The organism is Psychrobacter sp. Rd 27.2 (assembly GCF_001921755.1).
GTDB lineage: Bacteria > Pseudomonadota > Gammaproteobacteria > Pseudomonadales > Moraxellaceae > Psychrobacter > Psychrobacter celer.
This window is the reverse complement of sequence record NZ_MRYB01000001.1, coordinates 54906-66980: the sequence shown is the minus strand read 5'-3', so window position 1 is coordinate 66980 and position 12075 is coordinate 54906. Positions and strand designations below refer to the sequence as shown.

At 48.9% G+C, this 12075-nt stretch carries 10 protein-coding genes; 2 read left to right on the top strand and 8 right to left on the bottom strand.

The annotated features are described in order from the left end of the window. Positions 1-183: 183 nt before the first annotated feature. The gene (locus tag BTV99_RS00250; RefSeq protein WP_075100360.1) at positions 184-666 is read right to left on the bottom strand and encodes a hypothetical protein; all 483 of its coding nucleotides are present in this window, start codon (positions 664-666) and stop codon (positions 184-186) included. Between the two features lie 205 nt (positions 667-871). Beyond that, entirely contained in the window at positions 872-3829 is a 2958-nt protein-coding gene (locus tag BTV99_RS00245; RefSeq protein WP_075100359.1) for a valine--tRNA ligase, read from the bottom strand. Positions 3830-4124: 295 nt separating this feature from the next. On the opposite strand from BTV99_RS00245, the gene BTV99_RS00240 reads away from it, so the two are divergent. Next, positions 4125-5171, top strand: a complete 1047-nt coding sequence (locus BTV99_RS00240; RefSeq protein ID WP_075100358.1) for a formate/nitrite transporter family protein — start codon at positions 4125-4127, stop codon at positions 5169-5171. A gap of 231 nt (positions 5172-5402) precedes the next feature. Here BTV99_RS00240 and BTV99_RS00235 read toward each other — a convergent pair whose 3' ends face one another. The 6 genes from BTV99_RS00235 to BTV99_RS00210 form a co-directional block, all read right to left on the bottom strand. Beyond that, complete coding sequence (locus BTV99_RS00235) at positions 5403-6326, bottom strand: bile acid:sodium symporter family protein (RefSeq protein WP_075100357.1); 924 nt, start codon at positions 6324-6326, stop codon at positions 5403-5405. Positions 6327-6628: 302 nt separating this feature from the next. Further along, positions 6629-7102, bottom strand: coding sequence for a YbjQ family protein (locus BTV99_RS00230; RefSeq protein WP_075100356.1), 474 nt, complete (start codon positions 7100-7102; stop codon positions 6629-6631). Positions 7103-7146: 44 nt separating this feature from the next. Beyond that, on the bottom strand, positions 7147-7593 hold the full coding sequence (locus tag BTV99_RS00225; RefSeq protein ID WP_075100355.1) for a YbjQ family protein: 447 nt from the start codon (positions 7591-7593) through the stop codon (positions 7147-7149). A gap of 95 nt (positions 7594-7688) precedes the next feature. Further along, the gene (locus BTV99_RS00220; protein ID WP_075100354.1) at positions 7689-8246 is read right to left on the bottom strand and encodes a YecA family protein; all 558 of its coding nucleotides are present in this window, start codon (positions 8244-8246) and stop codon (positions 7689-7691) included. Positions 8247-8510: 264 nt separating this feature from the next. Next, positions 8511-8747: a PA3496 family putative envelope integrity protein gene (locus BTV99_RS00215; RefSeq protein ID WP_075100353.1), complete on the bottom strand. Its 237-nt coding sequence runs from the start codon at positions 8745-8747 to the stop codon at positions 8511-8513. 204 nt (positions 8748-8951) lie between these two features. Continuing rightward, on the bottom strand, positions 8952-10496 hold the full coding sequence (locus tag BTV99_RS00210; protein ID WP_075100352.1) for a hypothetical protein: 1545 nt from the start codon (positions 10494-10496) through the stop codon (positions 8952-8954). Positions 10497-10845: 349 nt separating this feature from the next. On the opposite strand from BTV99_RS00210, the gene serB reads away from it, so the two are divergent. Further along, positions 10846-12042 carry a phosphoserine phosphatase SerB gene (serB, locus tag BTV99_RS00205; RefSeq protein WP_075100351.1) on the top strand — a complete coding sequence of 399 codons (1197 nt, stop codon included), beginning with the start codon at positions 10846-10848 and terminating at the stop codon, positions 12040-12042. Positions 12043-12075 lie beyond the last annotated feature (33 nt).

Here is a 12075-nt window from a genome sequence, read left to right as displayed (position 1 = left end):
GACTATTTTTATGAGGGTTTTGCTATCAATCGGTATGTTTGGTTAGTGATTGGGTAAATTGAGTCTATCTCCCTGTCGCAAATAAATCAAAAAGACCGCTGCTTTATGATGATAGCGGTCTTTAACACATGTGTCATATAAATGAATTAACCATCTCTCTACTCAGCGATATCTATAGCGTCATTACAATAAGCACACTGGCTCTAAGGTTGGCTTGTAGGTGTAAGTGAACTCTTGACCATTTGGATAGGCTTGCTGCAACTCGGAGTCGCTAAAGCTTTGGTTGAGTACCAGCGTTTGTTTGGGTGTCAGCTTTATGACCTTAACTTGGGAGAAAACTGGCTCGTTTTCGTATTGAAGCCCTACTGCGGTACGGTTGGGCTTTAGGTTATATTTTTCTACGGCCGCTTGCTGATAGCTACCATCGGTATAGCATTTAAAGCGATAGTTGTAACTTGTGCCATCTCGGCGAAAGTTGACTACAGCAGCTTGACCGCCCATCCCTGCTGTCATCGCCCAATAGCCGTCGTAGATCTGTTGTGGCAACTGGTAGGTATTATTGACCTGATCGTTTGGGTGTGATGGCGACATGCCAGTACTGGCACAGCCGGATAAAAACAACGCGCCGCCTAGCATGGCAACGGTAATCTTAAGATAATGGCTCATGGCTCGTCCTTTAGTTATGAGTGAGTTGAGGGGTTATAAAAGTTATATAAATGGTTTACCTTAGCACTTTAAGAGGGATAGCATATCACTCTTTAATCATGGCACATTGGTCGAAACATGAGAATGAGCGTTAACAATATTCACAAAAAAAACGCCATCACAATTGTGACAGCGTTCTTTATTACTATAGATATTTACGCTTTATTTACAACGCTTTTAACTGTGCCATCTGCGCTGTCATCGTTTTAAGCTGCCCTTCTAGCTCAGCCAGTTTCGCTTTCTCGTTTTCAACCACTTGCGCCGGCGCTTTACTCACAAAGCCTTCATTACTCAGCTTACGCGCGATGCCGTCGGCCTGCTTTTGTAGCTTTTCATGCGCTTTGTCCAGACGTGCCAGCTCAGCCGTTGGATCAATTAGACCTTTCATCGGTACCAGCACGCGTAGCTGACCGACCATACTTGATGATGACAATGGCACCTCATCACCTTCTTTGACGATCTCTAAGCTCTCGACTTTGGCTAGTGCTTTAAACTGGTTTTTGATACGTGATAGCCGCGCTTCTTCCTCATCTGAGATATTTTGTAGCAATACTGGCAGGCGTACGGCGTTACCCAGCTTCATCTCACCGCGGATATTACGGATGCTGGCAATCAGCTCTTGTAGCCATGCCATGTCCGCCTCCACCTGCTCACTGATCTGCGCATTATCAGCTTGAGGATAGGCTGCGATGACGATGCTGTCGGTATCTTTACGGTTCAGCAGCGGCGCGACAGTCTGCCAAATCTCTTCGGTCAGATACGGCATGATCGGATGGCTAAAGCGCAGCGCCGTCTCGAGCACATGCAGCAGCACGTAGCGGATTTGCGCTTTACGCTCGTCTGTCACCGAGTCGTCATTGAGGCTGGCTTTGGCAAGCTCGACATACCAGTCGCAGTATTCGTTCCAGATAAACTCATAAATATCATGGCTGACCATATCGAGGCGATACTGGGCAAAGTGCTGATGGATATTGCTAATCGTCGAGTTGAGACGGCTCATGATCCATTTTTCTGGTAATTCCCAAACATCTACGTTGGCCGCTTGGTCGATAGGTTTGGCGTTACCGTCATTATCGATACAGTTCATCAGTACAAAGCGGCTGGCGTTCCAGATTTTATTACAGAAGTTACGATAGCCCTCAACGCGCTTGAGATCAAAGTTGATGTCGCGGCCAGTACTGGCAAGAGAGGTGAAGGTAAAGCGCAGCGCATCGGTACCGTAGGCTGGGATACCCTCTGGGAACTCTTTACGCGTTTGCTTCTCAATCTTCGCCGCGTCTTTGGGGTTCATCATATTGCTGGTGCGTTTTTCGACCAGCGCTTCTAGATCGATACCGTCAATCAAATCAATCGGATCTAAGACATTACCTTTCGACTTAGACATTTTTTGACCATTGCCATCGCGTACTAGGCCATGGACATAGACGGTCTTAAACGGTACTTGCGGCGTACCATCTTCGTTTTTGACAAAATGCATGGTCATCATGATCATGCGCGCCACCCAAAAGAAGATAATATCAAAACCGGTCACCAGCACACTGGTCGGGTGAAAAGTCTGCATCACACGCGGATCGGCCTTAGGGTCTGCCCAATCTAACGTACTAAAGGTCCATAACCCTGAGCTAAACCACGTATCAAGTACATCATCATCTTGGCGCAATTTAACATCGTCGCTTAGATTGTATTTAGTGCGAACCTCCGCCTCGCTACGTGCGACATACACCTCACCTGCCGCGTCGTCGTACCACGCTGGGATACGGTGACCCCACCACAGCTGACGGCTGATACACCAGTCCTGCAGGTCTGTCATCCATGCCATATACATGTTTTTGTACTGTGCAGGGACAAATTCAATACGACCATCTTCGACCGCATCAATCGCTGGTCCCGCCAGCTTATTGACGGCGACATACCACTGATCAGTCAGCCACGGCTCGACGATGGTACCACCGCGCTCGGCACGCGGCGCTTTTAGCGCGTAGTCTTCGATGTCTTCTAGCCAGCCTTCGCTACTTGCTTGCTCGACCAGCTGTTTGCGCGCCGCAAAACGCTCAAGCCCAGCGTATTCGCTCGGCGTGGTCTCAAGCGATGGCTCGCGCGTTTGCAGATCAGCATAGACCTCCATCTCAGGCAAAATGTTGGCACGCTCATCTAAGATGTTAATCAGTGGCAAGCTGTGACGACGACCCAGCTCATAGTCATTAAAGTCATGGGCAGGGGTAATCTTGACACAGCCTGTACCAAAGTCGCTTTCGACATAATCATCGGCCACGATCGGCACCACGCGGCCTGTGATTGGCAAAGTAATGGTCTTGCCGATCAAATGCGCATAGCGCTCATCGCTTGGGTTGACCGCAACGGCGGTATCACCCAATAATGTCTCAGGACGGGTGGTGGCGACCACCAGATAGTTTTTGCCGTCTTGGGTGGTGATGTCTGTATCGGTAAAATAGTAGCGGAAATGCCACAAGCTGCCTTTTTCATCGACGTTTTCTACTTCTAAATCAGACAGCGCGGTTTGAAATTTAGGGTCCCAGTTGACCAAGCGCTTACCACGATAAATCAAGCCATCATCGAATAGGCGTACAAACACTTCTTTGACCGCATTTGATAAGCCATCATCCATGGTAAAGCGCTCACGCGACCAATCCACCGAGCTACCAAGGCGGCGAATCTGACGGGTGATGTTGCCGCCCGACTCTTCTTTCCACTCCCAGACTTTATCGATAAAGTCTTCACGCGTCATATCACGGCGGCGGATGCCTTGCGCCTCTAGGCGGCGCTCAACGACCATTTGGGTTGCGATACCAGCGTGATCGGTACCCGGTTGCCAAAGCGTATTATCGCCGTCCATACGGTGATAACGGGTCAGCGCATCCATGATGGCATTATTAAAGCCGTGCCCCATGTGCAGCGAGCCTGTGACGTTCGGCGGCGGCAAGGCGATAGAAAACGACTCGTCCTTATCAAAAGTCGGGGCAAAATAACCGCTCTCCTCCCAGCCTTGATACATGCCCGCTTCGACATCCTTTGGGTTGTAAGCGTTTTCTAATTGGCTCAAAGCGGCTTGAATAGACTCGGTCAAGTTGGTCGTGCTGTTGGTATGATTCTCAGGATTGCTCATAATAGAATAATCTTTTATTAATAATGAATGAATTCGGTCAAACAAATAACATGAAACGTAAGCGATGGGATTGATAGAGTGATTTTAACGCAGATGGCCAGATTTTGTTAGATGCTAAGGCAATTTATCGGCTTTGGGGCGCATTCATTAAACAATTAACGAACAGCAATCCCCCCTCTGGCAAATATAATACGTTATAGTCATGCTATAGCATATAACGTCTGTCTATATATTGGCCGTGACCTTCTGCCAGTCGGTAGCGCCCCATCATTGTCCCATAACCAGCGAGTTTACTGTGCCCAAAGATACCGAAAATAACAACGCCTACCAAGCCGACCCATCACGCAATAAGCCTACCGCAAAGGATATCGCGCGCCCTGACAATACGTCAGACAATGACGCCGCCGCAGACCACTACCCGCCAGACGACAGCGAGGTACAAGCGACTAAGACCTTAAAGGATGAAGACCTACCCAAAGAAATCAGCGATGAAGACAAAGAAACCATCAAAAAAGTCGCAGGCGATGACAATCTAAGCCAAGCAAAAAGCTATGCCAGTATCTTGGTGGAGCAAGTAATACATGCCAAAGAAACCTTTGAGCGCTCTTTGGGCTCATTATTTACCAGCGCCTTTACCGCAGGGTTTGAGATTGGCATCAGCTTTTTTATGATTTTATCAGCCTTTGCGCTACTGAGCGCCGTCATACCTAGCGAGTATGCCATCGTCCTCGCCTCCTTGCTGTATCCGGTGGGCTTTATCATCGTTGTCATCGGCCAGTCGCTATTATTTACCGAGCAGACCTCCCTCTTAAGCCTGCCTGTCTTAAACAAAATCGAACCCTTGCACAAGTTGCTAAGGCTATGGGGCATCGTTATCGCAGGCAATATCGTCGGCGGCTGCCTGTTTGCCGCCTTGATGATTGGCCTTGGCCTGAATATGCAGCTGTTTGGCGCCAGTGATATCGATGCTTATGCTGAGCATATTTTGGGGTTTAGATGGTGGGTCATCTTTGGCAGTGCCGTACTGGCAGGCTGGATGATGGGCATCGCGGCATGGCTTGTGACCTCAGCGCGCGATACCATTAGCCGTATCGTCTTGGTAACGCTAATCACCGGTAGTATTGGTTTTTTGGGACTGCATCATAGCATCGTCGGCAACATCGAGATTTTCTCCGCCCTGCTATATGGCAATACCGTCAGCCTGTGGCGCTATTTGCTGTTTTTGCTAGTGGTACTGGCTGGCAATACGGTGGGCGGCGTGGTCTTTGTCGCGATACTAAAAAACCGCGCTTTTTTATTTGAGGTGGAGCGTGTTAAAGAGCAGACCGACGACAAAATATAGTCAGTCCGATATAACATTGGCACACTTTATATCATATGCCACTGGTATGTATTTTGCGCAGCATCGAGCAGCGTCGGCACAGCACGTAAGGAAAATAAATATCCGTAGCGCTGTACCTATTTTAAAATAGATAACCTATAAGTATCGATGCGCGTGGCCTTAGCGCTGGTCGACACCCTATAAAACCAATACAAGGCGACACAGGGCGACTCGGATCGCTTTTATAGCCAGTTATAAGCGGCGCGCAGCTAAGACACTCATCTCCACCTCTGAGCGCTTTACCTGACGATATTTAGCACCAAACACTCTGACCAAGATACCAGCAGTCAAAAACATGATGAGGGTATAAATCGCAGGCGTCATCGACATTTTATAATTGGCCAATAGGGTCAATGCCATAAAGATAGATAACGTGCTGTTTTGCAGGCCGATTTCTAAGGTTACCGACGTTCTTTGCGCCAAGTTTAGGCCAAACCATTTACTGCTATAGTAGCCAAGCGCCATGGTCGAGAGGTTAAGGAGCAACGATACCGGGCCTGTCGCGAGTAGCGCCTCGACGAGGATATCACGCTGGACATAGCTTAAAAACACCACCAAAAACGTCAAAAATATCACCCCAAATCTCGACACATAGACCTGAGAGTTATCAGCGATACGCGGCGCATAGCGTTTGATCAGCATACCGAGGCTGATAGGCACGATGGTCAACACCACCAAAGTCAGCACGGTTTTTAGGACAGGTAACTCAAACGCACTACCAGCACCCATAAAATAAACCAGCGAAAAGCTCAGCACCACAGGAATGCTAAAGACTGTGATGACACTGGCAATCGCCGTCATCGTCACTGACAACGCCACATCGCCTTTGGCCAGATAGGTAAATAAATTGGAGGTGGTGCCTCCTGGGCACAGCACCAGCAGCATGACACCGACGGCGTATTCAGGCTCTAGAGGCATGATATTGGCCAATGCAAAGCCGATGAGCGGTAATAACAACAGCTGATTGGTCAAGCCGATACCAACTGCCTTGGGATATGTTAAAACGCGTTTAAAATCATTGGCGACGAGAGTGAGACCCATACCCATCATAATCAAAAACAAACAAATGGGGATGATAACTGAGTTGACTAAGGTGACAATTTCCAGACCTTCCATAACCACATCCTTGTAGATACTACCCGCCCAAAAACCCGAAACAGCAGTCGCCCGCAAAGCGTCAGCACCTGTGTATTGTTTTTTGACCGGATATAAGACCCTGCGTGGGCCGGTGTATGACAGCATTCCATGCCATCGTGTCTATACGCCCCCTCATGGAGCGGTATAACAAAGTATATCGTTGTAAAAGCAGCTTTATCTGTTTTATTCAACGACTCATCAGTCAGATGTAACGGTCTAAGAAAGGAGAGCAAACTAAGAAGGAAAATCAGGAAGGCAAATAAAGCGCAACAGCAAGACAATTAGAGCGTGTCATCGATACTATGCACCGCTGTGCCATAAGCAATGGCCTCCACCATGCTACCGAGCTGGTTGACATTGGTCACCTCAAGGCGCAAACCATAGATGTGATTGTAGCCTTTGGCATGTGCCTGAGTGCGCATACGTACGATGGCCTCGCGGCGCGCGCGATCCAGCAGTGTCTCATAAGTGGTTAGGTTTTTGCCAAAGATGCTCAGCACCCGCGCGACGATCATTTTAAAATAATCTTGCGCGATCACGACGCTACCGAGCACCAGCTCACCTTGCGTGTCCGCCGCCAGTTTGGGACGATAAAACCGCTCGCTTGAGACCACGATATGACCCAGCGTTTGCTCAGCTTGGCGTAGCTGCGCTAGATGCTGACGCTCATGACGGGTGCCAAAAAACCACCCCACCACAAACAATATAAGGAGCGGCGCATAGTTGATAAGCATTTGGGTGAATGACTGGTTCATGACACGTCTCTTCTTATAAAAAAGCGGATAGGCTTTTTAGGTGGTTAACCAAAAGGGTTGAAACGTGGTAAGTCATCAGCTGGCACTGCGCTTGGCTGGGTGGGCGCGGCTTGCGGCGGGCGTGATGAATCATCGTGACGATGGGAAGGCTGAGACGCTGGATCCGGCATCGGTACGGCCTTGACCGCCGTACCATAGACAAACAGCTCGGAGGCCCCTTGAGCGATACTAGAGGTCGAAAAGCGCAAGCCCACCACCGCATCTGCGCCCAGTGCTTCGGCCTTGACCACCATACGATCGATTGCCTCTTGGCGCGATTCTTCTAACAGCTCGGTATAGGCGGTCAGCTCGCCGCCGACGATGTTTTTTAGCCCAGCAAACAAGTCTTTGCCGACGTGTTTTGAGCGTACCGTACTGCCATAGACCACATCCAAACGCTCAGTGATCTGATACCCTGGTAGATGCTCAAGATTGGAGAGTTGCAAAGCCATGATATTACCTTATGCATACAAAATAACAGCGGCGACTGTCTGTTAAAACAGTTGCTACTTAAAAAACCGACGCGCGGGACGATCTAGGTACGGTATCAGTCGTTGGTATGAAACAACAAAAACAGCTCGGTCAGATTGCCTTCGATACTATTGGCCATCTGTGCCAGCTTGTCTTCATCACGGCGCATGGCGGCCAGCTCAGGATCTTCATCATCGATACCACTGAGCACAATCATCGGTAGCGTCAATACCGCCACATCCTCGCTGGTTTCTTCATCTTCAAACCAATCACTGGCTTCCTCGCCATACATCGCATCGACAAAACCAATCGACCAAGCGACGATGTCTGACTCATCGGAGAAATCTACCGCCACTTCCTCATCACCAGCGTCTTCGTTGAAAGGCAACTCGATGGGTGTCTCGTTTTTTAGCTCAGCCATGATAGCGGCACGCCAGCGCTTGATACCATCGACGACGTTTTCTGGAATCTCGCTCACATGACCTTCAAAAAATGCATCCAACCAATTAGGCAGCGGGCGACCGATGACGGTAGCGGTCAAAAAACCATGGGCGGCGACACTATCGAGGACGTAGGGGTTTTCTTGGGTGTCTAAGTAGTCTAGTAATTCGTCAAAGCTTAATGGATCACTCATGAGTTAAAATCCTTAAATGAAGGGTGTCAATCGCAAAACGATCGAAGATAGGCATGATGGAGGGGACAAGAAGGTGACTGTTAAAAGTTACGAACCCAAACCGTCATGATAAAAAATAAAAGCAGGCAACGCTAAATCTCGATAGAAAGATAAAGCGCTGCTGTAGAGCGGTCATTAAAAGGCTTTAGTTGACAAACATACGGCGCTAGAGCGACAAACGAATGCTGCTGACAGAAAAAAATACCGGCACTATGACGTAGCCGCTCAGATATCGTCGTCGTCCCAATCATCGTCATCTTCATCGAAATCGTCGAGATCATCGAGATCGTCTTTTAGTTCTCTTGCCAAACGCTTTTCTTCGAGCAAGTTATCGATCAATCGACGCTTTTCGAGGCTACTTAAGCGTGTGCGCACACTTGTCTCAGCCTCTTCTACCATCTTTGCGTCATCATCATCGACAAAGTCATCATCAAAATCGTCGTCAATATCAGCGTCACTCATGACAAACTCCTATCAGTTTTAGCAAAGGTATAAAAAATACATCAATATATATATGCCTTATAAAGTCTCTGTTGAGAGTTGTCAATCCTTTTTGTCAATATGGCATATTTCCCAATCGCGGCCAAACCTCTTTGCCAAGCAGTACTATAGGCAATTGTACAGACTACATCGGTACAAGACAGCGCTCTTGATGAACACCTATGCTTAAGAAGCCTCTTGATTGTCGACCATCAATACCGCATTACGCACATCCGCCAACCGCTGAATCATCGCATCATTGCCCCCATCAAATATCGCACACTCACGCTCATAGACGGTCGTTGGGCGCATGACGCTCTGTACCTGTACATGGTGGCTGATTTGTTTGAGGCCCGCATTGGGCAATAAGATCAGCATTTGCTCTTTTTTGCCGATACCGTGCAGCAGATGCGTCATGGCTTCACTTTGCGCATCATCACTGACACCTGCTTTGGCAGGTAACGCAAAACGCGACAGCTCGATATGCTTATCATGGATGATTTTGTTGAGCATCAAATACAGCTTGCCCAGCATCACGCCTGCCAGCGCCACTTTGGCATGGCTGTTGTCAGCTTTTAGAAGCACGCTAGCCCCTTTATCATCAAAACTTGGCTCATTTATCATGCTGACACCGAGCAGTAGCGGCTGTTTTAGTAGCTCGGTCGTCGCTTGGTTGAGCAGCTGTGTACATAGCGCCAGATATGGTAGGCGCTGGGCGGGCGCTAGACGCTCAAGCATATTAAACTCATCATGAAAGACGATTTGTACCCTGACACTATCAAACGTACGCGTGGCTGATAGGCGTGCGCTGCCACGAGCCGCTTTGCCTATGCTTTGGTCATGGCTTGTTTCTGATGGCCTATCCTCTGTATGATGGGCTGAGTCTGCTTTGGACGTCGCATCAACATCGTCCTTCATACCAGCACTGATATCTGCATTTATATCCGCACTTATATCCAAGTCATGCTCGCTATTAGTCCGAGTATCAGCATCTGCAGACGTTGCGCCTTGCTGCCCTCTGATATAGCTATTGACTGCGCCATGAATGTTTAGCGTACGTACCGCAGCGCTGGCATCGGCGGTGGTTGTATTGTCAACTGTGCTCTGTGTCGCCTCAACGTCTGCGGCGCGGCGGTCGTCCTCATAGCTGCTACGATCATAATCGCGCTCAGAGCCTCGCTGATCGAGCTGCCTAAACTGCTCGCGGTGTAGCTCTGAAATATCACGGCTGATGGCGTTGATTTGCTCTTTGGTCGGGCGTGCAAGATAACCATAAATCAGCCATAGCAATAGATGCAGAAGCAGCATACCAATGACAAACGGCCACTGCATGGCGATAATCTCGCCCTTGCTGATATCTTTTAGCGTCAGCGCCACACTACCGATGACCGCATCGCCTTTGGTAGCGATTTGACGGATGGTATCGCCCTGCTGCATCGGTGCGTTGCCTACTGGTACCAAGATATCATCGTTGTTGTCTTTGATCAAAATACGCGTCACGTCCTGCTCACTGGTGTAGCGATTGGCGATGACACTGAGGCTGACACGGTCTTTGTTTTCTAGCGATAGCCTCGCTTCATCTATCAGTTGTGCGACCATCTGTTCGCCTTTTAACGCACGACTTTTGCTCAACTGCTGATCAGTACTGATGACCAGTAGCAGTGTCTGCAAACAAAAACTAACCAGAAGAATAATGGCAAACAACCCTTGCCGCGGCGCTAAATACGTCATGATATGGTAAACTTTTTTGGATAAATGAAATTAAAAAACGAGACTGTCGCTCATTTTTTGGCTAATTTTAAAAAATCGTCGGTCTTGTCTGTTGTGCTTGCTATCTTACTTACACACAGCTGTGTTTACATACCGCTATCGCTCTTATCACCCAGACCAAGCGGGCGCGCTTATCATAGCTACTATAGCACCATAATAAACCTTATAGCGTTAGCAGTTTTAGAAATTTATGTGGTCAACGCAGCCGTTTTTTGCAGACCATAATACTTTGCGCGCCATCTATAGGCGCTGACCTGTAAAACTGTTATTATTCCTAATCTTATATGAGCATACAAGGGACAATTGAGTCATGCCAAAAAATACCTCTTATTCGTTACCAAAAGACAGCAAAGCATGGCAACAAGCCGTGGATTCTGTTGCATCGCTACTACCCAACAATACGAATTTGCAAGATTTTGACGCATTGCAGTCCCTTCCTGTTTTTGCCCTCATCGTCGTCCTGCCAACTCATGTATCAGCGCTGGACATTCATCAGTATGTACAGTCTTGGGTCGATGAGCAGCCAAACTGGCATTTGGTCACCGTAGCAGAAGACGCCGATGCCAGCTTTGTCAATATCACGGTGTCTGATACCGAGCCTACAGCAGGTGATGCGCAGCGCTTGCCATTTACCCCCGTGCAGGTCTATCGCTATTTGTTGGTGCCTGTGACCGACACCTTGATGCACCCTGCCAAAAAGACGGCAGCCGCCCACATCATCGACGATCAGCTTACCACCCGCTTACGTCACGACTTGACCAAAGCCTATAACAATACAAGCCGTACAGACAGCGGTGAGCAGCTAGATGTGGTTGATTGTCATATCCTCTCCATCGGTCATATGCTGCGTACGCACAAGCTTGCCTGCTTTGATATGGACTCGACGTTGATCGAACAAGAAGTCATCGTCGAGCTGGCCAAAACCGCTGGTATCGGCGAAAAAGTCGAAGCCATCACCGAGGCGGCGATGCGCGGAGAAATCGATTTTGATGAGTCTTTTGCCCAGCGCGTGGCGCTACTCAAAGGCATCTCAACTGATGTCCTTGATGATATCTGCCGTGGTTTGACCTTATCGACAGGCGCGCGCACCACGATCAGTGCGCTCAAAGCACTGGGTTATCATACGGTACTGGTATCAGGGGGCTTTACCTATTTTGCCAACTATATCGCCGAGCAGTTAGGTATCGATGAAGTACACGCCAACGCCTTAGATATCGACGAAGGCGAAGTGACCGGTCATGTGCAGCTCCCTATCGTCAATGGTGCCAAAAAAGCCACCATCGCCGAGCAGACCGCCGAGCGCTTAGGTATTGATATGTCACAAGTGGTCTGTGTCGGCGACGGTGCCAATGACTTACCGATGATGGCCGTTGCTGACTTGGGCGTCGCTTACCGCGCCAAACCCATCGTTCAAGCGCGTGCTGACTCTGCCATCAATGTCACAGGGCTTGAGGGCGCGCTTTATGCCTTGGGTTATCCAGCGCTCGCCCCGACCAAGTCATGGTAAAACACACTATAGCCAATCCCCCATAAAACTGGC

Excerpts from the sequence above, each read along its gene's own strand:
- BTV99_RS00210 (WP_075100352.1), bottom strand. The coding sequence starts at position 10,496 with ATGACGTATTTAGCGCCGCGGCAAGGGTTGTTTGCCATTATTCTTCTG.
- BTV99_RS00250 (WP_075100360.1), bottom strand. The coding sequence starts at position 666 with ATGAGCCATTATCTTAAGATTACCGTTGCCATGCTAGGCGGCGCGTTG.
- BTV99_RS00235 (WP_075100357.1), bottom strand. The coding sequence starts at position 6,326 with ATGGAAGGTCTGGAAATTGTCACCTTAGTCAACTCAGTTATCATCCCC.
- serB (WP_075100351.1), top strand. The coding sequence starts at position 10,846 with ATGCCAAAAAATACCTCTTATTCGTTACCAAAAGACAGCAAAGCATGG.
- BTV99_RS00230 (WP_075100356.1), bottom strand. The coding sequence starts at position 7,102 with ATGAACCAGTCATTCACCCAAATGCTTATCAACTATGCGCCGCTCCTT.
- BTV99_RS00245 (WP_075100359.1), bottom strand. The coding sequence starts at position 3,829 with ATGAGCAATCCTGAGAATCATACCAACAGCACGACCAACTTGACCGAG.
- BTV99_RS00215 (WP_075100353.1), bottom strand. The coding sequence starts at position 8,747 with ATGAGTGACGCTGATATTGACGACGATTTTGATGATGACTTTGTCGAT.
- BTV99_RS00220 (WP_075100354.1), bottom strand. The coding sequence starts at position 8,246 with ATGAGTGATCCATTAAGCTTTGACGAATTACTAGACTACTTAGACACC.
- BTV99_RS00225 (WP_075100355.1), bottom strand. The coding sequence starts at position 7,593 with ATGGCTTTGCAACTCTCCAATCTTGAGCATCTACCAGGGTATCAGATC.